The following is a 23,596-nucleotide window of genomic DNA, read 5'->3' as shown; positions in this document are numbered from 1 at the left end:
TTTTCTTACGCCCGGCAGGCGTGACGTCTGATCCAGCGCTCGCGCAGTTTGTCCCACACCCAGTTGTAGGACATGGTGTAGGGCAGGAAGAAGAGGAAAAAAGCCACTTCGACCAGGAAAGCCTGACCCAGAGAGATATCCAGCATCCAGGCGGCAATGGGCAGACCAATCAGGATAAATCCGCCTTCAAATCCCAGCGCATGTAATACACGCACGCCCGGGCCACGTTTCTGGCCTGGCGCATAGAGGCGATCAAATCCGCTGTTGTAAATCATGTTCCATAGCATCGCGACCGTAGAGAGCATAATCGCCAGCGATCCCATCTGAAACAGCGGTTTATTCATTGCCCATGCCGCCAGCGGCGAAACGGTCAGAATCGCCAGCGTTTCAAAGCAGACAGCATGAAGAATACGTTCTTTAAGTGAGCGGGTACGCATTGTGAGTTCTCCTTCAATAATGCGGCGCATTTTCACACGTCGGAATGCTAAGATAAAATGAACACCTATCGAAAAAAGCGATGGTTCAGATGCGTTACTCCCCGGAATCCCTTGAGGCTTTTATGCAGACTGTGGCGAGCGGCTCTTTCTCTGCCGCTGCACGCGCGCTGGGTAAAAGTCAGTCGACCATCAGCGCGGCGGTAGCCAGTCTTGAAGACGATCTCGGCTTTGCGCTGTTTGAACGGGCAGGTCGGCAGCCGGTCCTCACCGAGCAGGGACGCCGCGTTATTCCTCAGGTTCAGCAGATCCTGGCGGCCAGCGAGCGGCTGGATGCGCTGGCAATACGGTTGTCGCAGGGCGTTGAACCCCGGCTCAGTTTTGCCATGTCAGACTTCTGGCAAACCGATCATCACGAGCATCTGCTCAGGCAATTTGATGCCCGTTATCCGGAGATTGAACTGGAGGTCATGATTGCCGAGGATGGTGATGTGCTGGATCTGTTGCAGGCCGGACGGGTACATCTGGGCGTGGTGCGGGCACAGCCCAATCTGCCGGTGGATATTGCCGTGGCGCGACTGCAGGTTGAAGCGCAGATGGCGGTCTTTTTACATCGCGATCATCCGCTGGCCCAGCTTAAGACCCTGAGCGAAAGCGAGCTGGAAGGGGTTCGTCACCTGCGGTTAAATACCTGGGTTGAGGCATCTGAACCCGCGCCAATGGGGCGCATCTGGTCGGCACCGACCTATCTGTTACTGCTGGAGATGGCGGAGCAGGGATTTGGCTGGACGATTCTGCCGCGCTGGCTGGTGAAACAGTTTGGTCATGGCGTTCTGAAAGAGTTGTCGATGCCGGGCTGGCCGCAGCATATCGCCATTGAGGTGGTCTGGTCACGCCGTACGCCACCCGGTCCGGCGGGTCGCTGGATGATCGATCAGCTCTGCGCACAGCCACGGGTTTAGTCGTGGCGGGCGATATCCGCAAACGGAGCGTCCAGCAGTCGTGAAAGATCCCGGGGAGCCAGTTCGATATCCAGCCCACGCTTGCCGCCTGAGATAAACATGGCGTCAAACGCGCTGGCTGAGTGGTCGATCACCGTAGGCAGCCGTTTTTTCTGGCCCAGCGGACTGATGCCGCCCACCAGATAGCCCGTGACCCTCTGCGCCAGCTGTGGGTCGGCCATATCCGCTTTCTTCGCGCCCAGCGCTTTTGCCACTTTCTTGAGATCCAGTTGCGTAGATACCGGCGTAATCGCCACTGCCAGCTGTTTCGCCTCGCCATTCAGCGCCACCAGCAGCGTCTTATAGACCTGGCGCGCATCCAGATTGAGTTTACGTACCGCTTCGTCACCAAAATGGGTTTCGCTGCTGTCATGCTCATAGGGATGCAGGGTGAAGCTGACTTTTTGTTTTTCCAGCAATTTTACGGCGGGCGTCATACAGGTTCCTTACTAAGAATAATCTTATTACGCAGAATCGTGGAAAAAGGTGGCGAAACTTTGTTCTTTGAGTGAAAATTAGCCGCGCGCCAGCAATCCGATTGCTGAGCGATAACCAAAATCATAAACAAATTCCTCTTTGACGGGCCGATAATATTATCGGCTCTCTTTTTTTCAGGGCTTCTTCAGCATCTCAGGCAGGTTATCTTCGCCATAGAGATGCAGAGCACCGACCGCTACCACATAGTTTCCCGCCGATAACCCCTGAAGCCGGTCACACCACTGCGCATTTCGCTGACCGATCAACGTATCATTCAGCGCCTGGCTGAAGGTGGCGGGCAGGGTGATTTCCGGCTGGCGTGGCGGCGTATCGAGCCACCAGCTCACCATCATCTGCAGCAGGCGCGCATTGGTGTGCCAGTGCAGCAGCGTATCCTGCAACAACGCCATGCCGTCATCCGGCAGCGCAGTCAGCAGGGCGATCTGCGCCTCTGCGCCTTCCAGTTCAATCACCGGTTTGTTCAGACCTTTCGCGGCCTGCAACAGCTGATAATCGATGCCGTAGTCAGGTCGTAATCCCAGCCTTTGTGCCTGCTGCGCCTGTAACATCAGCGCCACCTGCCAGGCGGGCAGATTATCAAACAGGCTCAGATTGAGGCTCATCTCCTGACAGAGTGCGGTGAGCGTTTGCATCGCGTGACTATCCAGCCGGGTGGAGAGCGCAGGACGATCGCCGTGGTGATCAAAGGGTGAACCACCCTGAGTAATATCCGCTTCCACAATCAGTGCATCCGCCTGCTGCAACTGACGCAGCAGACGGGCGGGCAACGGCTGCATGTCGCGCGTCCCCATGTGGATGCTGCCGACCAGATGCAGCTGACGATCGCCAAGCCGGACATCCATCGCAGGCCAGTGGTAACTGGCGGGAAAAAGTTGGCTGATAAAGCCGCGCAGTGAGCGCCAGATGTTGCCTGTCATTCCCGGTCCTTTGCGATTCAAAACCCCATGCTAGCGACTTCAGCGCGCGAAAAACAGCGCTGAAACGGCGATTACTCGCGCGGTGGCCGGTAACGCAGCAGGCGGTTAGCATTGCTGACCACGGTAATGGAGGAGAGCGCCATCGCTGCACCCGCCACAATCGGGCTGAGCAGGGTACCGGTCAGCGGATAGAGCACACCCGCTGCCACCGGAATGCCGATGCTGTTATAGATAAATGCCCCAAACAGGTTCTGCCGGATATTGCGCAGCGTTGCGGAAGAGAGCGCTAATGCGTCTGCCACGCTGTTCAGGTCGGCACGCATCAACGTAATGCCCGCGGTTTCCACCGCCACATCGCTGCCGCCACCCATGGCAATGCCCACATCGGCCTGCGCCAGTGCGGGCGCGTCATTGATGCCATCACCCACCATCGCGACGCGACGGCCCTGCTGCTGTAAGTGTTCAATTGCAGCTGCTTTACCTTCCGGCATCACGCCCGCAATCACTTCATCAATACCGACCTCGGCAGCAATGGCGCGCGCGGTATTTTCATGATCGCCGGTCAGCATAATCAGGCGATAACCCTGCTGATGCAGTCGCTTCAGAGCTGCGCCGCTTTCCGGTCGAAGCTGATCGCGCAGCGCGATAAGCCCGGTTAGCTGGCCCTGCTCAGCCAGTAACACCGGCGTTGCACCCTGTTGCGTCAGCCGCGCAATCTCTGCTTCCGCCGCCTGGTAATCGACGCCGTTATCCTGCATCAGCGCGGCATTACCCAGCAGCAGCGTTCTGCCATCCAGACTACCGCTGACCCCTTTGCCGCGTATTGTACGAAATTGCGCTAACAGAGGCGGCTGGGTCAGTTTCGCTTCGGCGACAATCGCTTTTGCCAGCGGATGGCCCGAGGCGGACTCCAGCGCTGCCGCGGTCGCTAACACTGATTCACGGGTGGCATCACCCCAGACCTGCACGTCACTCACCTGCGGCTTGCCGGCAGTAAGTGTGCCGGTTTTATCAAACACCAGGGTGTCGATTTGGCTGGCGCGCTGCAAGGCATCGGCGTCGCGCACCAGCACCCCCAGCTCGGCGGCGCGGCCAACACCAGCAATAATCGACATCGGCGTCGCCAGGCCCAGCGCACAAGGACAGGCGATAATCAGCACGGTTGTCGCGATCACCAGCATATAGGCAATTTGTGGCTGCGGTCCGAACAGATACCACACTGCGCCGCTGAGCAGTGCGATCAATACCACCACCGGGACAAAAACGGCGGAGATGCGATCCGCCAGACGGCCCACATCCGGTTTACTGCTCTGTGCCTGACGCACCAGCCGGATAATGCGCGACAGGGTGGTGTGATTACCCGTCGCCCGGGCAATAAATTCTACCGAGCCATCCTGCACCAGGGTACCGGCAAAAATGGCTGCGCCCGGTGTCTTGCTTTGCGGCACCGCTTCGCCGGTCAGCATCGCTTCATCAAACCAGGCTTCACCGGTAGCGATCTCGCCATCGACCGGCACCCGATCGCCGGTGACCAGCCGCAGCGTCATGCCGGGCTGCACTTCGCTGACCGGAATCAGCCTGTCGCCCTGTTGATCGACCTGCCGCGCCTGGGCTGGCGTCAGATCCAGCAATCTTTCCAGCGCTTTAGAAGATCGCTGACGCGCCCGCTGCTCCAGGGCATGCCCCAGATTGATCAGGCCCAGGATCATGACGCTGGCTTCGAAATAGAGATGGCGCGCCTGCGGCGGGAAAAAGTCGGGCCACAACACCACGCTAAAGGAGTAAATCCAGGCGGCGCCTGTGCCGAGTGCCACCAGCGTATCCATGGTGGCGCTGCCATTGCGTAAACTGCGCCAGGCACTGCGATAAAAATGGCTGCCGGTGACGATCATGATCAGCAGAGTCACGATGCCCAGCGTCAGCCAGACGCCGTGGTTGTGGTCGGTGAGCATCATGTTGTCGCCCACCATGCCCCAGATCATCAGCGGCACACCAAATGCTAAGGCGACAGCAGCCTGCCAGCTGAAACGCCGCATCGCGCTGCGGGCGCTGAGCTGCTGCTTCTCACGTCGCTCCTGCTCGTCATCCACCACCTGCGCGCCATAACCCGCGGCATCGACGGCCGCTACCAGCTGCTGCGGATCAGCGTCGCCCAGCACCAGCGCACTGCGTTCGCCGAGATTGACGCGCGCCTGGCTGACGCCTGCGACCTGCTGCAGTGCTTTTTCCACCCGGCTCACGCAACTGGCGCAGGTCATGCCCTCAATCAGCAGCATATGGGTGGGGAGGGTTGTTTCTGCCGGACGGGAAGCAGTCTCCGTTGTCAGCGCCTCCGGCGGCGGCTCTGATGCTGTCAACGGTTCAGACTTTGGGGAAGCGTCCGCGGTTTTCAGCGTCGCGTGATAACCCGCCTGCTCCACGGTGGCGATCAGCGCGGCCGCATCTGCGTGACCGGAAACCTGCGCTTCCTGTTGGGTCACGTTGGCCTGGTCAACATCATCACGTTGTTCCAGTGCCTCTTTGACACGTTTGACACAGTGGCCGCAGGACAAGCCGTCCAGTGCCAGAGAAATAGTGTGTGACATAATCAACTCCTTCTGTAATCCCATTTGACCGATTGGTCATTTTCGATTCATGCTTAAGCATAAACCTTCCATCAAGGGGAAGGTCAAGGGGACGAAAATGAACATCAGCGATGTGGCAAAAAAGACCGGACTGACCAGCAAGGCGATACGTTTTTACGAAGAGAAGGGAGTGGTGACACCGCCGTTGCGCAGTGAAAATGGCTACCGCAGCTACAACGGACACCATCTTGAGGAGCTGAACCTGTTACGTCAGGCGCGACAGGTTGGCTTCACGCTGGATGAGTGTCGTGAGCTGGTGGCGCTGTTTAACAATCCGTCGCGCCACAGTGCCGATGTAAAAGCCCGTACTCTGCAGAAAGCGGATGAAATTGCGGCGCATATTGAAGAGCTGCACGTCATGCGCGCTCGCCTGCTGGCGCTGGCAGAGGCCTGTCCCGGCGATGACGGCGCCGAATGTCCGATTATCAACAATCTGGCTGGATGCTGCGGTCAGCGTGGCTGAATACGCAGCGTAATCCCCTCAATGCCGGTTACGACCACTGCTGTGCCCGCAGGCAGATCCTGCTCCGCCTCGACCCGCCAGCTGCTGTCCCCGATCCGCACATGGCCGGTGCGGTTATGCAGCGCGGTATCCAGCGTCAGCTGCAACCCGATCATCTGACTGCCGCGCTGGTTCAGGGCATTGGGTTTCTGACGCGCTTCACGGTGGCGCATCCAGCGATACCATAAAAAGACGCAGATCAGCGTCAGCACGGCAAACAGAGAGCCCTGCGCCGTCCAGCTTACCGGCACAAACCACTCAATGAGGCCGACGATGACCGCCGCCAGCCCGCTCCAGAGCAGGTAACCGCTGGTGCCCAGCATCTCAGCCGCCAGCAGTAACCCACCCAGCGTCAGCCAGAACCAGTGCGGATGCGCGATAATATCGACCAGCATCAGCGTTTCGACTCAGTGCGTGATTCCTTCAGCAGTTCACCGATGCCCGCAATCGAACCCAGCAGACTGCTCGCCTCCAGCGGCATCATCACCACTTTGCTGTTATTAGCTTCACCGATTTTTTGCAGCGCATCGGTATATTTCTGTGCCACAAAGTAGTTAATGGCCTGAATATCACCTGATGCGATCGCTTCCGAGACCATCTTAGTGGCGTTAGCTTCCGCTTCCGCCTGACGTTCGCGCGCTTCTGCCTGCAGGAACGCCGAGGTCCGTTCACCTTCTGCTTTAAGGATTTGCGACTGCTTATCCCCTTCAGCGCGCAGGATCGCCGCCTGTCGCACCCCTTCGGCTGTCAGAATATCGGCGCGTTTAGTTCGCTCCGCTTTCATCTGCGCATTCATCGCGCCAATCAGCTCCTGCGGCGGACGCACATCGCGGATCTCGATGCGGGTGATTTTGACGCCCCACGGATTGGTCGCTTCATCCACGATATGCAGCAGGCGGGTGTTGATGCTGTCGCGCTGTGACAGCATTTCGTCCAGCTCCATGCTGCCAAGCACGGTACGCATATTGGTCATGGTGAGGTTAAGAATCGCCTGCTCAAGATTGCTGACTTCATACGCGGCACGCGCCGGGTCAACGACCTGAATAAAGCAGACTGCATCGATAGTGACGTTGGCATTGTCTTTGGAGATGATCTCCTGCGAGGGAATATCGAGTACCTGTTCCATCATGTTGATCTTACGACCGACACGATCCATGAACGGCACCACCAGGCTTAATCCTGGCTGCAGGGTGCGGGTATAACGGCCAAAGCGCTCAACCGTCCATTGAAAACCTTGTGGCACGATCTTGACGGTGGCCCAGACCGCCACCAGCGCCAGAATAATCAGGGCAGGAATTACAGTTATCATACAACCTCCGCGTTGTCAGATTAACGGGCCGAGTCGCTTCGGCCCGGGGTGCTGCCGCTTAGTAGAGCAGGGAATAGAGCTGACGACGATAACGCGCGGCAAGTGCATCGCCGGTACCCAGCGCCGCCAGAATCTCCTGCAGCATTTTACGCGCCTGGCCATCAGCGGCATTGAGATCGGATTTCAGGAAGCTGAACAGCAGTTCCAGCGCTTCTTCATTACGACCCACCTGATGCAGCTGTAACGAGAGTTTAGCAGCCAGCCCGGCGTTAGTCGGGTCAGCCTCCAGCTGTGATTGCAGCTGCTGAATCTCCGGCGTATCCGCTGCCTGTTTCAGCAGATCGATCTGCGCCATCAGGCTCTGATAGCGGGTATCCTGATCCTGCAATGGCACCACTTTCAGCACCGCTTCCGCTTCATCGCTGCGGTTCAGGGTAATCAGTACGTCAGCCAGCAGGAAACCGATCTCGCTGGACTGATTGCTCAGCTGCCACGCATCTTTTAACAACGGCAGCGCCTCCAGCGGTTTACCTTCCTGCATCAGCGCCATCGCCTGCTGCGCTTTCAGCTCTTCTTCGCGCGGCAGGACTTTTTCCAGCAGGGCGCGGATCGCTTCTTCCGGCTGCGGTCCCTGGAAGCCATCAACCGGCTGACCATCCTGGAACAGATAGACGGTCGGGATTGAACGCAGACCAAACTGCGACGCCACCCTTTGCTCTTTGTCGCAATCCAGTTTTGCAAGAATAAACTGACCCGCGTACTCCTGCGCCAGGCGCTCCAGCACGGGCGTCAGCTCCTGACAGTGCTGGCTGCGCTCAGACCAGAAGTAGAACAGCACCGGCAGCTGCATCGACTGCTCAAGGGTCTGCTGCAGGTTAGATTCGTTGATGTCGATGATCGAAGCTTGTGGTGACATGGATAAGTCTCTTTGCAAAAAGTGTTCTAAGAATATGGGGCCAACTGGCCCGGCTTCAAGCGCTATTGCGCATGGCTGCTTAATGGCTGCGCAAAATGCGATCCAGCATCCAGCCGGGCAGTAACCGTTTCAGCAGGCTCATTATGTGTGCGACCAGTGTCACCGGATAGCGTAAACGCGGATGTTTACTCTCGAGTGCATGACGAAGTTTAGGCAGAATGGCTTCTGGTGGCAGAGTAAAACGTGCCGCGATGCCGGGGTTACGCACCGGGTTATGCTGTTCGCCCTGCGTCACATTGTCGGTAAAACGGGTCTGAATCGGACCCGGTTCAATCAGGCTGACCCGGATGCCGCGGCTGCGCACTTCAAGCCGCAATGCATCGCTCCAGGCTTCCAGCGCATATTTACTGGCGGCATAGGCACCCCGGCCTGGCGTGGAGATCAGCCCCAGCACCGAGCTGGTATTAATAATGCGGCCATCGCCGCTGGCCTGCAATGCCGGTAACAGACGCAGTGTCAGCTGATGGACGCCGAAAAAGTTGCTGGAAAACTGCTGTTCCAGCTGCTGGCGGGAGAGGGTGTGCAGCGGGCCATAGAGTCCAAATCCGGCGTTGTTAAACAGCGCCGTCAGACGGTTATCGCAGAGCGCGAGCACAGTATCGGCGGCCCGATCCACACTTTGCGGATCGTCGAGATCCAGTTGTAGCCCGGTAAAGCCCAGTGTTTCCATGCGGGCGACATCCTCTGCTTTACGGCAGGCGGCGATCACCCGGTAGCCCCGCGCCAGTAAATCGTGAGCGGCAACCAGGCCAATACCGCTCGAACAACCTGTAATCAGAATGGTTTTTTGCATTTCTTTACCCTTTTTGCGCATCCCGGCGCGCTACGGCTGCTTAACTAAGGGGGCCAGGTCTTTTGCCATTAACTGGGCGATAAAAGGCTGGGCATCAGGATTAGGATGAATGCCATCCTGCTGCATCCACTCGGGTTTCAGATAAACCTGTTCCATGAAAAAGGGCACCAGAGGAATGTTATGCTGCTGCGCTAATCCGGGATAGATGCCGCTGAACGCTTCGGTGTAGCGGCGGCCATAGTTGGCAGGCAGACGAATCTGCATCAGCAGCGGCTTCGCATTGGCGGCTTTAACATCGTCGATAACTTTACTCAGATTCTGCGCGATAGCGTCGGGCGGGAAACCGCGCAAACCATCGTTACCGCCCAATTCGATTAACACCCATTGCGGCTGATGCTGTTTTAATAGTGCGGGCAGGCGCGCCAGCCCCTGTGCAGCCGTATCACCGCTGATACTGGCGTTGATCACTTTAGGTTTTTGCTGCCACTGCTTATCAAGCAGGCTGGGCCAGGCCGCAGTGGCAGACATGCGATAGCCCGCACTCAGGCTGTCGCCCAGCACCATCAGCGTATCTGCAGCAGCAAGACGCGACACCAGCAGAAGAATCAATAACAGGAAGGGATAATGCCAGCGGAAAACATTGTTGAAGTTCATCATCTTACTAAGTCCGTCGGTCAGGGAGAGCATCAGTTAACCATCCTTACCGGAGTTGAGTTGGTTGTCAAACCAGCTGAGACCATTGCGCTGATTGGCGAGTCCGGTTCCGGCAAGTCAACCCTGCTCGGAATTCTGGCCGGGCTGGACGATGGCAGCAGTGGCGAAGTCCATCTGCTGGGGCAGCCGCTGCACCAGATGAACGAAGAGCAGCGTGCGGCCCTGCGTGCCCGGCAGGTCGGCTTTGTATTCCAGTCATTTATGCTGGTGCCAACCCTGAATGCCCAGGAGAATGTGCAGCTGCCATCGCTGCTGCGCGGCGACAGCGATCGCCAGAGCCGTGAACAGGCGAGAGAGCTTCTGACGCTGCTCGGACTGGGTGAACGTCTGCATCATCTGCCCGCCCAGCTTTCAGGCGGCGAGCAGCAGCGGGTGGCGCTGGCCCGCGCCTTCAGTGGCCGTCCTGGTCTGCTGTTTGCCGATGAGCCGACCGGCAATCTCGATCGTAAAACCGGTGACCGCATTGCCGATCTGCTGTTTTCCCTTAACCGCGATTTCGCCACCACGCTGATTCTGGTGACGCATGACGAGCAACTGGCGGCGCGCTTCGATCGTCGCCTGCGGCTGCGCGACGGTAAATTGTGGGAGGAGCAATGATCTGGCGCTGGTTCTGGCGCGAGTGGCGTTCGCCCTCGCTGCTGATTGTCTGGCTTGCGCTGACGCTGGCGGTGGCCTGCGTGCTGGCGCTGGGGTCGATCAGCGATCGCATGGAAAAAGGGCTGAATCAGCAGAGCCGTGATTTTATGGCCGGCGACCGTACGCTGCGCAGCAGTGATGCAGCGCCAGAAGCCTGGCTGGCAAAAGCAGCTGAAAGCGGTCTGACGGTCAGCCGTCAGCTGACCTTTATGACCATGACCTTTGCCGATCAGTTACCGCAGCTTGCCTCAGTAAAAGCGGTGGACGATCGCTACCCGATGTTTGGCACGCTGCAGACGCAGCCGCCAGGGCTGAGGGCGCAGGCGGGTACCGCGCTGATGGCGCTGCTGAACCTGAAAGTGGGCGACACGCTGGAAGTGGGTGACACCCAGCTGCGCATCAGCGGCGAGGTGATCCAGGAGCCGGATGGCGGCTTTAACCCGTTTGAGATGGCGCCGCGTCTGCTGATCAATCTGGCGGATGCCGCCAAAACCGGTGCGATTCAGCCAGGCAGCCGCATCACCTGGCGCTATAAGTTTTCCGGTAATCCCGATCAGCTGGACAGCTATGACCGCTGGATTGAACCGCAGCTGAAGGCGGACCAGCGCTGGATTAGCGTGGAGAACTCGGAAGATGCACTGGGCCGTTCGATGCAGCGCGCGCAGCAGTTCCTGCTGCTCTCGGCCTTGCTGACGCTGATGCTGGCGATTGCGGCCGTGGCGGTTGCCATGAGCCACTATTGCCGCAGCCGCTACGATCTGGTGGCGGTGCTGAAAACCCTGGGTGCGACGCACGGCGCGTTGCAGCGGCTGATCATCGGTCAGTGGCTGGCGGTTCTGCTGCTGGCGGCGATTGCCGGTGGTCTGGTGGGGCAGGGCGTTGAAGCGATCCTGATGGCGATGCTGAAACCCGTGCTGCCTGCCAGCTTACCGGCGGCGAGCGTCTGGCCGTGGATCTGGGCGGTGGGATCGTTGTTTGTGATTTCGCTGCTGGTGGGTCTGCGTCCCTATCGTCTGCTGCTGGCGACACAGCCGCTGCGGGTGTTGCGGCGCGATGCGGTGGCGAACCTCTGGCCGCTGAAGATCTATATTCCGGTGATGATTGCTGTCGTGGTGACGCTGTTAGCGCTGCTGGTTGGCGGCAGTAAAATGCTCTGGGCGCTGCTGGCGGGTGTGGTGGTGCTGGCCGGATTGCTGGCCCTACTCGGCTGGGGAACCCTGCTGCTGCTGCGTCGGCTGGTAGTGCGCAATCTGGCGTTACGACTGGCGATCAATCGGCTGCTGCGCCAGCCCGGCATGACGCTGAGCCAGCTCGCGGCCTTTTCGCTGTCGTTCATGCTGCTGGCGCTGCTGCTGGTAATGCGTGGCGATCTGCTGGATCGCTGGCAGCAGCAGTTACCGGCGGATAGCCCGAACTTCTTCCTGCTGAACATGACGGCAGATCAGGTGCCGCAGGTGCGTGATTTCCTGCAGTCGCATCAGATCACGCCCGGGACCTTTTACCCGATTGCGCGGGTGCGGCTCAGTGAACTCAACGGCAAACCGGCCGATCCGAAGCTGGATAATGCCCTGAACCGTGAGCTCAACCTGACGGAACTGGCCGATCGCCCGGATCATAATCCGCTGGTGGCAGGCAACTGGCCACCCAAAGCGGGTGAAGTGTCGATGGAAGTGGAGCTGGCCGATCGGCTGGGGCTGAAGCTCGGCGATACCCTGACGTTCGACGGCGATACGCAGACCTTCAGCGCGCGCATTACCAGTTTGCGTAAAGTGGACTGGGAAAGCCTGAAGCCGAACTTCTTCTTTATCTTCCCGCCGGGCGCGCTCGACAGCCAGCCGCAGACCTGGCTCACCAGCTTCCGCATGGAGGCGAATCCTGTTCTGCTGGCGCAGCTTAACCGTGCTTTTCCGGCGCTGAGTCTGCTGGATATCGGCAGCATTATGCGGCAGATCGGCCAGGTGCTGGCGCAGGTCAGCCAGGCGCTGGAGATCATGGTGGTGCTGGTAACCGCCTGCGGCGTGTTGCTGCTGCTGGCGCAGATTCAGGTCGGTATGCGCCAGCGGCGTCAGGAGCTGGTGGTCTATCGCACGCTGGGTGCCGGTAAACGCCTGCTGCGCACGACGCTGTGGTGTGAGTTTGCCCTGCTCGGCGTGGTCTCCGGCGTGGCGGCGGCGATGGGGGCAGAAGCGGCATTGTGGGGATTACAGACTAAGATTTTCGACTTCCCGTGGCAGCCTGACTGGACCCTGTGGCTGGCGCTGCCGTTGTGTGGCGCGCTGCTGTTATCGCTGTGCGGTGGCTGGCTGGGGATCCGATTACTCAAAGGGAAAGCGTTGTTCAGGAAGTTTGATGCGGCGTGAGTTAGCACCCGTAGCGCTCGACGGTAAGGTGCTGGCTCAGGGAGCATACGCCCTCCGCAAAAACGCCATCCATGGCAGGCTCAGCGCGGGCGATTACGCTGCTCATCCCTGAGGTGCGCCCGTAGCCGGGCCAACGCTTTGCGTTGTTCAAAAACGCTCCCGGCGTTTTTAGCCGGGCGGCGCGATGCTTTGCTCCAGGCGTATGCTCCCATCGCATTAAGCTTCTGAGCTGCCTGGTAAAGCCATTTCCAGACTCAGGTGCGGAGGATTACAGTTTTTCAACCGCCCAGGCGATGCCGCTGGCGTACGCTTCCGGTAGCTGCGGCACCAGCGCATTAAGGGCAGCCCTGAGCCGTTCTGTATCGCTGTCGGTAAGATTCAGATGGCCCACTTTACGACCCGGACGCACCTCTTTGTCATACCAGTGCAGATGCACCAGCGGCTGCTGCAGCCAGCTCAGATTCACGTCGGTGCCAATCAGATTGACCATCGCCGACGGCGCAAACACCACCGGCTGCGGTAATGCCAGGCCAAGAATGGCGCGCAGATGCAGCTCAAACTGGCTGATCGACGCACCGTTCTGCGTCCAGTGCCCACTGTTATGGACGCGCGGCGCCAGCTCATTGATCAGCAATCCCTCTGGCGTAATGAAACACTCCATCGCCATTACGCCGACGTAATTCAGTTCCTGCATGATCGCACTCAGCATCGCTTCGGCCTGCTGCTGCTGTGCCTGATCCGCCTGCGGCAGCGCAACGCTGGTGCGCAGAATGCCATCCTGATGCAGGTTATGCGTCAGCGGATAGAACACCACCTGGCCATCGTGACCGCGCGCCCCCACCAGTGAGACTTCACCGGAAAAGTTGATGCCCTGCTCAACGATGCATTCGCCGTAGCACGCCTCCGGCAGGGTGTGAGTCTCATCGGCACGCAGACGCCACTGACCCCGGCCGTCGTAACCGCCGGTGCGGCTTTTCACAATCGCTAACTCGCCCAGCGAGTCGAACACCGCTGGCCATTCGCTTTTATCCGCCAGCAACTGCCACGGCGCGGTGGCCAGTCCCAGCTGATCCAGCAGCTGTTTCTGCGTGAGACGATCCGCCAGACGCGGAAAGATATCGCGATTAACAAAGGCTGGATGGCTGGCCAGTTCACGCGTCAGCGCCGTCTCCGGCCAGCGTTCGATTTCGGCGGTGATCACGCTGTCGGCGATAGGGAGCGCGGTGGGATCGGCATCCAGGCCCACCGGATACACCGCGATGCCCAGGGGTTCACCCGCCTGACGCAGCATACGACCTAACTGGCCGTTGCCCAGTACGCAAACCGGCTTCATGCATCCACCCGCGGATCGGGATGGTTCAGCACCTCATCGGTCTGGCTCTGACGCCAGGTGGTCAGGCGTAACGCCAGCGCACTGTCATGCAGCGCCAGAATCTGCGCCGCCAGCAGCGCGGCATTGGCTGCGCCCGCCTTGCCAATCGCCAGCGTACCTACCGGAATACCGCGCGGCATCTGCACAATTGAATAGAGGCTATCGACGCCGCTCAGTGCTGCGCTCTGCACCGGCACACCCAGCACCGGCACCAGCGTTTTTGCCGCCAGCATACCCGGCAGATGTGCCGCGCCACCTGCGCCAGCAATAATCACCTGAAGACCCTTGTCGGCTGCCGTTTCGGCGAAGCTGAACAGTTTATCCGGGGTGCGGTGCGCAGAGACCACTTCAACATCAAAAGGGACGTCCAGGCTGGAGAGGATTTCAGCGGCGAACTGCATGGTGGCCCAGTCACTTCTGGAACCCATAACAATGGCGATGCGGGCCGGGGCGTTGGATGACATGGGGTCAACTCCTGTGAATGAACAAACAGACCTGGCCGGGCGGACAGGTTTTGAAGGGCACCGAGAATAGCATGAGAAGCACGCAAGGAAAACGGTTGCGTCGGGCTTAAGGTCGTGGATTTAACCGCAGATTAAAAGTCGAAATGGATAAGCTGAATGCCACTGGCGTCGAGCTGGATCATGGAACCCCGGCAGTGCCAGGCACCCAGCACCGCGCGTTGCGCCGGTTCACCCTGCAGGCTCAGCGTATGAATCGCCGGGCGATGAGTGTGACCGTGGATTAACAGCGGCACCTGCTGGCGCAGCATAGTGGCGACGACTGCTTCCTGATTCACATCCATGATGGTCTGGGATTTATGCTGGTTGGCCTGTTTACTGTCGGCGCGCATCCGGGCAGCAATGCGTTTACGGATCCACAACGGCAACGCGAGAAACAGCCGCTGGATCCAGGGATTATGCACTTTGGCCCGAAAACGCAGGTAACCCGCATCGTCGGTACAGAGCGTATCGCCGTGCATGATCAGCAACCGATGGCCGTAGAGCGTCAGCACCTGCTCTTCCGGCAGCAGCGTCATGCCGCAGGCCTGCGCGAAGCGTCGGCCAATCAGGAAGTCGCGATTGCCATGGATAAAGTAAACCGGAACCGGCAGGGCGCGCAGGGCGCGGGCAACCTGCTGATGCAGTGGATTGGGATCGTCGTCGCCAATCCAGGCTTCAAACAGATCGCCGAGAATATAGAGCGCGTCGCAGTGGGGCGCTTCGCGCTGTAAAAAATGCAGAAAACCGGCGGTAATCGCCGGTTCTTCCTGACACAGATGGAGATCTGCGATAAACAGCGTGCGCGACATTACTCGCTGACGGTCACTTTCTGGATAACGACGTCGTCTTTTGGCACATCCTGGTGCATGCCGCTGCGGCCGGTAGAGACCGCTTTGATCTTCTCGACCACATCCATACCTTCAACCACTTCAGCGAATACGCAGTAGCCCCAGCCCTGAACGCTTTCGTCACGGAAGTTCAGGAAGTCGTTGTCAGCTACGTTGATGAAAAACTGTGCGGTCGCAGAGTGCGGCGCAGAGGTACGTGCCATTGCCAGCGTACCTTTGGTGTTTTTCAGGCCATTACTGGCTTCGTTCTGAATTTCGGCTTTAGTTTCTTTCTGCTTCATGCCCGGCTCGAAGCCGCCGCCCTGAATCATAAAGCCGTTGATTACGCGGTGAAAAATGGTGTTGTCGTAAAAACCTTCACGGCAGTAATCCAGGAAGTTCTGTACGGTTGCCGGCGCTTTATCATCGAAAGTTTTGATTACGATATCGCCATGGTTCGTCTGGAAAGTTACCATTTTTGTCGTCCTGTAAAGGTTGTCATCAGTTGCTGAGGTCGCTCTGTCGATGGGCGTCCCCCTTTTTGTCGACCGTTCTTATATCATAATTTCCAATGACGCGTCAGCAGCGCGGCGCAGTTGGCTTGCTTTGCGTCGCGCGAGCGATAAAAATACGGCACAATGTCTGGATACTTAAAAGTGCCAACCACACGCGAAAACGGAACCGTTCAATGCTTAAGATTTATAACACCCTGAGTCGACAGAAAGAGGAATTCAAACCCATTCATGCCGGTAAAATCGGGATGTATGTTTGCGGCATCACGGTGTATGACCTCTGTCACATTGGTCATGGGCGGACGTTCGTGGCGTTTGACGTGGTGGCGCGCTACCTGCGTTACCTCGGTTATCAGCTTAATTATGTACGTAACATCACCGACATTGATGACAAAATCATCAGGCGCGCCAACGAAAACGGCGAGAGCATCGAAACCCTGACTAACCGCATGATTGGCGAGATGCACAATGACTTCGCCGCGCTGGGGATTCTGCCGCCCGATGAGGAGCCGCGCGCTACCCGTCACATCGCTGAGATTATCGAGCTGGTGGAAACACTTATCGCTCGCGGTCACGCTTATGTGGCGGACAATGGCGATGTGATGTTCGATGTGCTTAGCGACACCGATTACGGCGCACTGTCGCGTCAGGATCTGGAGCAGTTGCAGGCGGGCGCGCGCGTTGAAGTCGCCGACGTGAAACGCAACCCGATGGACTTCGTGCTGTGGAAAATGTCCAAAGCGGATGAGCCAGCCTGGTCATCGCCGTGGGGCAACGGTCGTCCCGGCTGGCACATCGAGTGCTCGGCAATGAACTGCAAACAGCTGGGCACCCATTTCGATATCCACGGCGGCGGCTCCGATCTGATGTTCCCGCACCATGAAAACGAAATCGCTCAGTCGAGCTGCGCCCATGACGGTCCTTACGTCAACTACTGGATGCACTCCGGCATGGTGATGGTTGATCGCGAGAAGATGTCCAAATCGCTCGGTAACTTCTTCACCGTGCGTGACGTGCTGCAACATTATGATGCGGAGACGGTGCGTTACTTCCTGATGTCCGGTCACTATCGCAGCCAGCTTAACTACGGCGAAGATAACCTGAATCAGGCGCGTGCGGCGCTGGAGCGACTCTATACGGCACTGCGTCACACCGACAGCAGCGTGCCTGCCCACGGCGGCGAAGCGTTTGAAGCGCGGTTCCGCAGCGCGATGGATGATGATTTCAACACCCCGGAAGCCTATTCGGTGCTGTTCGATATGGCGCGTGAAGTGAACCGCCTGAAAAGTGAAGATGGCGCTTCAGCGCACGGGCTGGCGTCGAAGCTGCGCGAGATGGCCAACGTGCTGGGCATTCTGCAGCAGGACCCTGAGTTGTTCCTGCAAAGCGGCGCGCAGGTCAATGACGAAGAGGTTGCCGAGATTGAGCACTGGGTTAAAGCCCGTGCCGATGCGCGCGCCGCCAAAGCCTGGGCGGAAGCGGACATCGCGCGCGACAAGCTTAACGCGCTGGGTGTCATCGTCGAGGATGGGCCGCAGGGCTCCAGCTGGCGTCGAAAATAAACCGGAGAGGGCGAGCAATCGCCCTTTTTTATTATGGCGATTGAACAGATTCAGATCCGCGGCTTCCGCTCGATACGTAACCTGACGCTGTCGCTGCAGCAGCTGAATGTGGTGAGCGGTCCTAACGGCTGCGGTAAATCCAACCTCTACAAAGCGGTGCGGCTGCTGCATGAGGCGGCCAGCGGTCGCCTGGCACTGGCGCTGGCTGAAGAAGGCGGTATTCAGAAAGCGATGTGGGCGGGCGGCTTACGCCGGGGCGATCGCCGACACGATCCAAAGCGCCTGGAGCTGGCCGTGGTGATGGATGACATGGATTACCAGCTGGAGATTGGCTTTCCCGAGCCGCTGGTGACCAGCCTGTTTAATCTCGATCCGCTGGTGAAGCAGGAGCGACTCTGGCTGAGCGGTCAGCAGCGCCGTCCTTCCGCCTGTATTATGCAGCGCGAAAATCAGACTGCCTTTCTGCACAACGTTGAGGGCGAGCGCGTCGCCTATCCGGCGGTGCTGCATCCCGAAGAGTCGCTGTTTGGTCAGCTTGGCGAACCGCATCGCTATCCGGAGCTTTCGCAGTTGCGCGAACGTCTGCAGCAGTGGCGCTTTTACCATGAGTTTGCGGTCTGGCCTGGCTCACCGATACGGGCACCGCAGATTGGCGTGCGTGCGCCGGTGCTGAGCCATGATGGCAGCAATCTGGCGGCGGCCTGGGCGACCATTGTTGAGCGTGGTCATTCCGAACTCCTGTCTGAGGTGATGGAACAGGCGTTTCCCGACAGCCAGTTTGATGTCGATGTGCAGAATGGCCGTTTCCAGATGCTGATGTCGCGCCAGGGCATTCTGCGTCCGCTGGAGAGCGCCGAGTTTTCTGATGGCACGCTGCGGTTTCTCTGTCTGGTTGTCGCACTGCTCAGCCCGCGTCCGCCTGCCTTTATGGCACTGAATGAGCCGGAAAACAGCCTGCATGAAGATCTGTTGCCTGCGCTGGCGCGCTTAATCGCCGAAGCCAGCGAGTTCAGTCAGCTCTGGATCACCAGCCATTCACCCCGGCTCGCGACGTTGATAGCGCAGCATACGGCGGTGAATCATATTGCACTGGAACAGCGGGAAGGGGAGACATGCGTAAAGGGGGATGAGCGGGTGTAACAGCGTCCCCGCAGGGACGCCCGGAAATTACTCGACCACAGTAATGCGGAAACCCGCGAATTCTACGGTCTGACCGGCTACGATTTTGCAGCGCTTGCGGGTTTCTACCGCACCGTTGACCTTCACTTCACCCTCGGCAATCACGACTTTCGCCTGTGCGCCGCTCTGAACCCAGCCTTCCAGTTTCAGCAGGTCACACAGATCGACGTGCGGGAATTTACCCAGTGAAAAACTTGTCATTTAAACCACCTCTTTATCATGAAACTCTTCGCACGCCTGCAGCGTGTTTTGAATCAGTGTAGCTACTGTCATCGGACCAACACCGCCCGGCACCGGGGTAATGTAGGAGGCGCGCTCGGATGCACTATCAAAATCAACATCGCCCACCACTTTGCCGCTCTCCAGCCGGTTAATGCCCACGTCGATGACGATGGCGCCCGGTTTGATCCAGTCACCCGGAATAAACCCGGGCTTACCCACTGCAACGACCAGCAGATCGGCATGCTCAACGTGATGGCGCAGATCTTTGGTAAAGCGATGGGTGACGGTCGTGGTGCAGCCCGCCAGCAGCAGTTCCATGCTCATCGGACGACCAACAATGTTGGATGCGCCAACCACCACGGCATTCAGGCCGTAGGTGTCAATGTTGTAGCGCTCCAGCAGCGTCACGATACCGCGTGGCGTGCAGGGACGCAGGGTTGGCGCGCGCTGACAGAGGCGACCAACGTTATAAGGGTGGAATCCATCGACATCTTTATCAGGCGTGATGCGCTCCAGCACTTTGACATTATCAATGCCGGCTGGCAGTGGCAGCTGCACCAGGATGCCATCGATTTCGTCGTCCTGATTGAGCGCATCAATCAGCTCCAGCAGCTCAGCTTCGCGGGTCGTGGCAGGCAGATCGTAAGAGCGGGAGTGGAAACCGACCTCTTCACAGGCACGGCGTTTGCTGGCCACGTAGATCTGTGATGCCGGGTTTTCACCCACCAGAACCACTGCCAGACCCGGCGCGCGTTTTCCGGCGGCCAGACGCTGCTTCACTTTTTCCGCAACCTCAACGCGCACCTGCTGCGCAATCGTTTTACCGTCAATAATTTTTGCTGCCATCAGAGAGGAAATCCACTGTGTTGTGTTGAATCGGGGAAGGGGGCTATTTTGTCAGAAGCGCGGCGCGCTGTCAGTTACAGTTTCAGCCGCGTATGTGCTTTCCGGCTTTTTCGTCGCGACGAGTGCCAGCCTGCATGCGTATGATATCTGCAGGACAATCCGGGGACGATGTAATGATTTGGATAATGCTTGCTACTCTGGCGGTGGTGTTTGTCGCTGGATTTCAGCTGCTCACCGCTGGCTCACGCCACGCCGCTCAGCGGCTCAGCAAACGGCTGCAGCTGCCACCGGTACAGGTGGAATCAATGATCTCTATGATGGGGAAAGAGGCGGCGAAAGAATTTACCGACTATCTCAGCAAGGATAATGAAACGCACCTGCATAATGGCGCAGCGGTACTGCTGATCTGGCAGGTGTTCATTGTTGACGGCAGCGAGGAGAACAGCCAGCGCTGGCATGCGATTCTCAGTCGAGCCGGTTTTCCACCGCTTATTAGCCGCCAGCAGCTACTGCTCGCGCTGGGCTTTCTGCGCCAGCTGGAACCGGACATCCAGGAGCTGCATGCACTTCGTGAGCAATACAATGCGCGTTTCACAACACAAGGGATTGAGCTGGAAGGAGAATTTACCGACAACGGTAAACTCGTGTCGCTCAGCGAATGGCGCAGGCGCCACTGACGTCAATTGGTCATTACCGCAGCACTTCGCTGCGGAGAAACGGCAAAAACGTTGACGTACCCGCTTCCCGACGTATAATCCGTGCCATCTCCATGCGCCCTTAGCTCAGTTGGATAGAGCACCGGCCTTCTAAGCCGTAGGTCACAGGTTCGAATCCTGTAGGGCGTACCATATTTTCTTCTGTTAACATCCTTTCTGGTCTACTTTTTCCTTTAAAATCAGAATATAACAATTCTCTGTGGTCCAGTTTGGTCCAGGGTCACCTATTGCGTTCTTGTTTCGATTGAGGGCAGGATAGGGGGCATTGCCAGGTTCAATCAACTGGATGCCCCCAAATGAAGCTGACAGCCCGACAAATTGACTCTGCTAAGCCAAAAGAAAAGTCATACAAACTTGCCGATAGTGGTGGTATGTATCTTGAAATATTTCCAAACGGAGCCAAAAGCTGGAGACTCAAATACCGTATAGCTGGTAAAGAGAAGCGGGTGTAGTGGCATAGTAAGCTCCGGCTCGTTCTTAGCAGATCATGAACAGTAAAATATTCAATATCACCCATAACATTGGGCGGTTGCTTCTTCAACATTGGGCGGTTGCTTCTTCAACATTGGGCGGTTGCTTCTTCCTGCCAGGCTCAATACCGCAAAGCTTCGCTATGGCCCTGTTAAGAGTGTCTTTTCCCATGTGCTGGGACTTGCTTACACGGCGATTAGTGAAGACATAATTCACTCTGACAATTAGTTCTTCCAAAAATCTCCATTAGGTTTTATGTGAATTATATTGATAAAAATAAATCTGCGTTAAAGGAATTATAAATAAGAATGGGGGGGGTTATGAGTAAAGATAAAATGAAAGATGAACAAATATCATTTACTGAGGCAAAAGAGTTTGTTAACAAAGTGCATGATGATTTGGTAGATTTTTTAGAAAAAAATAAAATTACTGAAAGCTATAGAATGTATCCTGCTGAATATATTGTTTATATTATGTTTAGAGAGTATTACGCCTCTCAGGATTGCTTAAAAATCGTGAGCATAGTTGAATATTTTGAATTAACCTAAATTGTTGAATGCAATAGTGTTGACTGGTGGTTTTTTCAGTCTTAGCATCTGATGTTGATACTAATAAGATTACAAGCATAATTCAAACAAAAATGGTTGAAGAAGAGAAAAGCAAAATAAATTCTGTTTTTGTTAAAGAAGATGATGTGGTTATTAAAAAAGAATTTAGTCAAAAAGATTTTGAAATAGCCTGATTTACCTGGTCAGACTATTTAAATTTTGAAGCGATTTAGTAAAAAATATCTTTTTTATTTTAATGTTACCCTACCATCAGAACTCTGTATATATGTTTTATCGCCTATATTTATAAATGCTTTTCTATCAAGGCTCCCTCTTATAACTAATGCTATGCTGTTGTATACACATTTCTTATGCCCGCCATTAGTATCATCAAAGCAGGTATAGTCATCAATTGAACCATCTCTGGTTCCTGTTGGTAACTTTTCATAACCATCGAAGTTCATGATGATAACAGTGAAGTTATCTCGGGTATTGATAATATGATATTTATTCTGAAGCGAATCTTTGTTTTCTAACCACCATTTTAGTTTTCCTTCTGTAGTCATCGGTAAATGTTCTACAAAAACTGCACCATTATCAACTCTGACTATTTTTGCTGGTCTTACAGCAATCCATATGCAATATACTGATATTAACAAAATCAGAACTGCTCCAATCCTTTTGTATTTAAACATTGGTTTCTCCTGTCAATGTTATAGTTGCTCCGAAATTTGTGAAAAATGGCTTTTGAGCTAAATGCTTAGCCCTCTGTAGAACGAACCATATTCTAAAGAAACTAATTGAGTTGAATTTAGCTTTTAAGATATCTTCTTTATCTAAGCCAAAATGGTCTTGTGCTCTGTATTTGATAGTCGCAGTATATTTATTGCCCTGGAAGGTCAGGCTTTCTATAGAAATTTCTGTGCTGTTTATGTCATGGACGGTAATGCCCATGCCATTGACAAAATCTTTCCATCTTGTGTATTTTGGTAAACGACTTTTAGATAATACATTTGAAAAATGTTCTTTCGTCAATTGTGACTTATTAAAATCAAATTGCTCGATAGTGTTTTTAATTATGGATAATGTGCTATCGATAGAGTTGTCACTCAAAATGAGATTTCTGTAGGCATTATCCATAAACGGATGCTGAAAATCATTTCCATTACTACGTTGCATGTGATTGAAAAGATTTATGATCAAGCCCTGGTATGGTCCTCGGAAAGAAAAGGCATAGGACTGAGAGCGTAGCTCATCATATAACAACGCAATGGCTTTTTCTCTACTAACTGGCTGTATAGAATTAGTAGCAGGATGCTGATAGGAGGGACCAAAAGTAGTCCAGTCGATGAAAGTTGATACTTGCCCGAGATGATAATGTTTTTTCAGTATATCAGCATCCATGTCGCCACTTTGCATGTCATCAGCATTTCTGTCATTGAATCTTTTTTTTGTAGTGAAGATGATAAGTTTTTTGTCGATTCCTTTCATTCAAAATCAATCCCTTTCAGTCAAATGATTAAGTATTATACATTTTCTATTTGTGAGGTAAATTAAGAATTTTATTAATATTTACTATGTTCAGAGTCATTTACGCCCACATAATCATGCAGTGATGAACCTTGAATATCAAGGCGTTCAGCCAGGTTAATTTTTTCGGATGTCTATTAGCATCTATTGAAAGTCACACTCATCTGGTGTGCAATCCCGTTCTGATCTGCTCCCCTCTAACCGGCACCATAGGCCACCGCGGGTTCAGCCCCTTGAGGTACTTGTGGATACCGTCGATGAACAGCTTCTTGAATGTCGCTTCGTTATCGTTGGTTAGCTTTGCGATATAGCCAGACACCGATAAAGGCCAGCAGAGCAGAAAGCACCGCCTTAAGTGCAATCACTGTGAATTCGAAACTATCCATAGCGCCTTCACCATCACCGCTAATGTGGCCTTCTACCAGGGATCTGATGATGCTTTCAGGTTTGAGAAACCAGGTTGCGGAGAAGATTATAATAAATATCAGTATTTTCATCGCACTACACACTTTGTGAAATCAGGAACATCAATGCGGCCGTATGC

At 55.8% G+C, this 23,596-nt stretch carries 27 protein-coding genes, 1 tRNA gene and 3 pseudogenes; 11 read left to right on the top strand and 20 right to left on the bottom strand.

Translation table 11 applies throughout. The annotated features are described in order from the left end of the window. Window positions 1–5 precede the first annotated feature (5 nt). Entirely contained in the window at window positions 6–437 is a 432-nt protein-coding gene (locus tag ACO6VX_RS09545) for a multidrug/biocide efflux PACE transporter (protein ID WP_010259072.1), read from the bottom strand. An 89-nt stretch (window positions 438–526) separates the two neighbouring features. Here ACO6VX_RS09545 and ACO6VX_RS09540 point away from each other — a divergent pair, with 89 nt between their 5' ends. Next, window positions 527–1,396, top strand: coding sequence for a LysR family transcriptional regulator (locus ACO6VX_RS09540; RefSeq protein WP_010671230.1), 870 nt, complete (start codon window positions 527–529; stop codon window positions 1,394–1,396). On the opposite strand, the gene ybaK is transcribed toward ACO6VX_RS09540, so the two are convergent. The 3 genes from ybaK to copA form a co-directional block, all read right to left on the bottom strand. Continuing rightward, window positions 1,393–1,872: a Cys-tRNA(Pro)/Cys-tRNA(Cys) deacylase YbaK gene (gene ybaK, locus ACO6VX_RS09535; protein ID WP_010259070.1), complete on the bottom strand. Its 480-nt coding sequence runs from the start codon at window positions 1,870–1,872 to the stop codon at window positions 1,393–1,395. The two genes, ACO6VX_RS09540 and ybaK, sit on opposite strands and share 4 nt — an antisense overlap. A 174-nt stretch (window positions 1,873–2,046) precedes the next feature. Then, the gene (locus ACO6VX_RS09530) at window positions 2,047–2,850 is read right to left on the bottom strand and encodes a TraB/GumN family protein (protein ID WP_422432042.1); all 804 of its coding nucleotides are present in this window, start codon (window positions 2,848–2,850) and stop codon (window positions 2,047–2,049) included. 71 nt (window positions 2,851–2,921) lie between these two features. Continuing rightward, the gene (copA, locus tag ACO6VX_RS09525; RefSeq protein ID WP_422432040.1) at window positions 2,922–5,435 is read right to left on the bottom strand and encodes a copper-exporting P-type ATPase CopA; all 2,514 of its coding nucleotides are present in this window, start codon (window positions 5,433–5,435) and stop codon (window positions 2,922–2,924) included. A 97-nt stretch (window positions 5,436–5,532) separates the two neighbouring features. Here copA and cueR point away from each other — a divergent pair, with 97 nt between their 5' ends. Beyond that, window positions 5,533–5,937 carry a Cu(I)-responsive transcriptional regulator gene (cueR, locus tag ACO6VX_RS09520; protein ID WP_010259067.1) on the top strand — a complete coding sequence of 135 codons (405 nt, stop codon included), beginning with the start codon at window positions 5,533–5,535 and terminating at the stop codon, window positions 5,935–5,937. On the opposite strand, the gene ACO6VX_RS09515 is transcribed toward cueR, so the two are convergent. The 5 genes from ACO6VX_RS09515 to tesA all read right to left on the bottom strand — a co-directional run bounded on the left by ACO6VX_RS09515 (window position 5,925) and on the right by tesA (window position 9,711). After that, entirely contained in the window at window positions 5,925–6,371 is a 447-nt protein-coding gene (locus ACO6VX_RS09515) for an NfeD family protein (protein ID WP_010671234.1), read from the bottom strand. The two genes, cueR and ACO6VX_RS09515, sit on opposite strands and share 13 nt — an antisense overlap. Continuing rightward, window positions 6,371–7,285, bottom strand: coding sequence for an SPFH domain-containing protein (locus ACO6VX_RS09510; protein ID WP_010259065.1), 915 nt, complete (start codon window positions 7,283–7,285; stop codon window positions 6,371–6,373). Before ACO6VX_RS09510 ends, ACO6VX_RS09515 begins: the two co-directional genes overlap by 1 nt. A gap of 58 nt (window positions 7,286–7,343) precedes the next feature. Next, window positions 7,344–8,201, bottom strand: coding sequence for a thioredoxin family protein (locus ACO6VX_RS09505; RefSeq protein ID WP_022626096.1), 858 nt, complete (start codon window positions 8,199–8,201; stop codon window positions 7,344–7,346). A gap of 79 nt (window positions 8,202–8,280) precedes the next feature. Next, window positions 8,281–9,054, bottom strand: coding sequence for an SDR family oxidoreductase (locus tag ACO6VX_RS09500; RefSeq protein ID WP_010259063.1), 774 nt, complete (start codon window positions 9,052–9,054; stop codon window positions 8,281–8,283). A 30-nt stretch (window positions 9,055–9,084) separates the two neighbouring features. Beyond that, a complete protein-coding gene (tesA, locus tag ACO6VX_RS09495) occupies window positions 9,085–9,711 on the bottom strand; it encodes a multifunctional acyl-CoA thioesterase I/protease I/lysophospholipase L1 (protein ID WP_010671236.1) in 627 nt (208 codons plus the stop codon). On the opposite strand from tesA, the gene ybbA reads away from it, so the two are divergent. Beyond that, entirely contained in the window at window positions 9,679–10,365 is a 687-nt protein-coding gene (ybbA, locus tag ACO6VX_RS09490; RefSeq protein WP_422432033.1) for a putative ABC transporter ATP-binding protein YbbA, read from the top strand. The two genes, tesA and ybbA, sit on opposite strands and share 33 nt — an antisense overlap. After that, complete coding sequence (gene ybbP / locus ACO6VX_RS09485) at window positions 10,362–12,764, top strand: putative ABC transporter permease subunit YbbP (RefSeq protein ID WP_422432031.1); 2,403 nt, start codon at window positions 10,362–10,364, stop codon at window positions 12,762–12,764. Before ybbA ends, ybbP begins: the two co-directional genes overlap by 4 nt. Window positions 12,765–13,032: 268 nt before the next feature. Here the strand turns inward: ybbP and purK are convergent, their stop codons facing one another. The 4 genes from purK to ppiB form a co-directional block, all read right to left on the bottom strand. Beyond that, entirely contained in the window at window positions 13,033–14,097 is a 1,065-nt protein-coding gene (gene purK / locus ACO6VX_RS09480; protein ID WP_158131935.1) for a 5-(carboxyamino)imidazole ribonucleotide synthase, read from the bottom strand. Then, window positions 14,094–14,600 carry a 5-(carboxyamino)imidazole ribonucleotide mutase gene (gene purE, locus ACO6VX_RS09475; RefSeq protein WP_010259054.1) on the bottom strand — a complete coding sequence of 169 codons (507 nt, stop codon included), beginning with the start codon at window positions 14,598–14,600 and terminating at the stop codon, window positions 14,094–14,096. Before purE ends, purK begins: the two co-directional genes overlap by 4 nt. A 131-nt stretch (window positions 14,601–14,731) precedes the next feature. Next, window positions 14,732–15,448, bottom strand: a complete 717-nt coding sequence (lpxH, locus tag ACO6VX_RS09470) for a UDP-2,3-diacylglucosamine diphosphatase (RefSeq protein ID WP_061901692.1) — start codon at window positions 15,446–15,448, stop codon at window positions 14,732–14,734. Next, on the bottom strand, window positions 15,448–15,942 hold the full coding sequence (gene ppiB, locus ACO6VX_RS09465) for a peptidylprolyl isomerase B (protein ID WP_010259052.1): 495 nt from the start codon (window positions 15,940–15,942) through the stop codon (window positions 15,448–15,450). Before ppiB ends, lpxH begins: the two co-directional genes overlap by 1 nt. 212 nt (window positions 15,943–16,154) lie before the next feature. On the opposite strand from ppiB, the gene cysS reads away from it, so the two are divergent. Both cysS and ACO6VX_RS09455 read left to right on the top strand, forming a co-directional pair. Continuing rightward, window positions 16,155–17,540: a cysteine--tRNA ligase gene (cysS, locus tag ACO6VX_RS09460; RefSeq protein ID WP_010259051.1), complete on the top strand. Its 1,386-nt coding sequence runs from the start codon at window positions 16,155–16,157 to the stop codon at window positions 17,538–17,540. 33 nt (window positions 17,541–17,573) lie between these two features. Then, window positions 17,574–18,680 carry an AAA family ATPase gene (locus ACO6VX_RS09455; RefSeq protein WP_010671239.1) on the top strand — a complete coding sequence of 369 codons (1,107 nt, stop codon included), beginning with the start codon at window positions 17,574–17,576 and terminating at the stop codon, window positions 18,678–18,680. A gap of 27 nt (window positions 18,681–18,707) precedes the next feature. On the opposite strand, the gene ybcJ is transcribed toward ACO6VX_RS09455, so the two are convergent. Continuing rightward, window positions 18,708–18,920, bottom strand: a complete 213-nt coding sequence (gene ybcJ / locus ACO6VX_RS09450; protein ID WP_003849455.1) for a ribosome-associated protein YbcJ — start codon at window positions 18,918–18,920, stop codon at window positions 18,708–18,710. Beyond that, window positions 18,921–19,787 carry a bifunctional methylenetetrahydrofolate dehydrogenase/methenyltetrahydrofolate cyclohydrolase FolD gene (folD, locus tag ACO6VX_RS09445; protein ID WP_010671240.1) on the bottom strand — a complete coding sequence of 289 codons (867 nt, stop codon included), beginning with the start codon at window positions 19,785–19,787 and terminating at the stop codon, window positions 18,921–18,923. Window positions 19,788–19,960: 173 nt separating this feature from the next. Between folD and ACO6VX_RS09440 the strand changes: the two genes are divergently transcribed. From ACO6VX_RS09440 to ACO6VX_RS09430, 3 genes and pseudogenes are all read left to right on the top strand, one after another. Then, entirely contained in the window at window positions 19,961–20,464 is a 504-nt protein-coding gene (locus ACO6VX_RS09440) for a DUF1198 family protein (RefSeq protein ID WP_115765147.1), read from the top strand. Between the two features lie 94 nt (window positions 20,465–20,558). Next, window positions 20,559–20,635: transfer RNA gene (locus tag ACO6VX_RS09435), tRNA-Arg, on the top strand. Between the two features lie 164 nt (window positions 20,636–20,799). After that, window positions 20,800–20,952: pseudogene (locus ACO6VX_RS09430) on the top strand (Arm DNA-binding domain-containing protein); the annotation flags it as partial. Between the two features lie 11 nt (window positions 20,953–20,963). On the opposite strand, the pseudogene ACO6VX_RS09425 reads toward ACO6VX_RS09430, so the two are convergent. Further along, a pseudogene (locus ACO6VX_RS09425) lies at window positions 20,964–21,184 on the bottom strand (hypothetical protein); the annotation flags it as partial. Between the two features lie 110 nt (window positions 21,185–21,294). Between ACO6VX_RS09425 and ACO6VX_RS09420 the strand changes: the two are divergent. Together ACO6VX_RS09420 and ACO6VX_RS09415 are read left to right on the top strand one after the other, a co-directional pair. Further along, window positions 21,295–21,522, top strand: coding sequence for a hypothetical protein (locus tag ACO6VX_RS09420; protein ID WP_422458093.1), 228 nt, complete (start codon window positions 21,295–21,297; stop codon window positions 21,520–21,522). Window positions 21,523–21,548: 26 nt separating this feature from the next. After that, window positions 21,549–21,716, top strand: a complete 168-nt coding sequence (locus tag ACO6VX_RS09415; RefSeq protein WP_187494314.1) for a hypothetical protein — start codon at window positions 21,549–21,551, stop codon at window positions 21,714–21,716. Window positions 21,717–21,770: 54 nt separating this feature from the next. On the opposite strand, the gene ACO6VX_RS09410 is transcribed toward ACO6VX_RS09415, so the two are convergent. From ACO6VX_RS09410 to ACO6VX_RS09395, 4 genes and pseudogenes are all read right to left on the bottom strand, one after another. Next, entirely contained in the window at window positions 21,771–22,217 is a 447-nt protein-coding gene (locus tag ACO6VX_RS09410; protein ID WP_045140695.1) for a DUF943 family protein, read from the bottom strand. After that, the gene (locus ACO6VX_RS09405) at window positions 22,210–23,013 is read right to left on the bottom strand and encodes a DUF3289 family protein (RefSeq protein WP_022626080.1); all 804 of its coding nucleotides are present in this window, start codon (window positions 23,011–23,013) and stop codon (window positions 22,210–22,212) included. The genes ACO6VX_RS09410 and ACO6VX_RS09405 overlap by 8 nt, the downstream gene beginning before the upstream one ends. A gap of 199 nt (window positions 23,014–23,212) precedes the next feature. Beyond that, window positions 23,213–23,362: pseudogene (locus ACO6VX_RS09400) on the bottom strand (LexA family protein); the annotation flags it as partial. After that, window positions 23,337–23,549 carry a hypothetical protein gene (locus ACO6VX_RS09395; RefSeq protein WP_064689934.1) on the bottom strand — a complete coding sequence of 71 codons (213 nt, stop codon included), beginning with the start codon at window positions 23,547–23,549 and terminating at the stop codon, window positions 23,337–23,339. The pseudogene ACO6VX_RS09400 and the gene ACO6VX_RS09395, both read right to left, overlap by 26 nt. Between the last annotated feature and the right edge of the window lie 47 nt (window positions 23,550–23,596).

The sequence above is a fragment of the Pantoea sp. BJFS-204 genome (genome assembly GCF_049310725.1).
In the GTDB taxonomy this organism is placed as follows: domain Bacteria; phylum Pseudomonadota; class Gammaproteobacteria; order Enterobacterales; family Enterobacteriaceae; genus Pantoea; species Pantoea agglomerans.
This window is presented reverse-complemented; position numbering and strand designations above follow the sequence as displayed.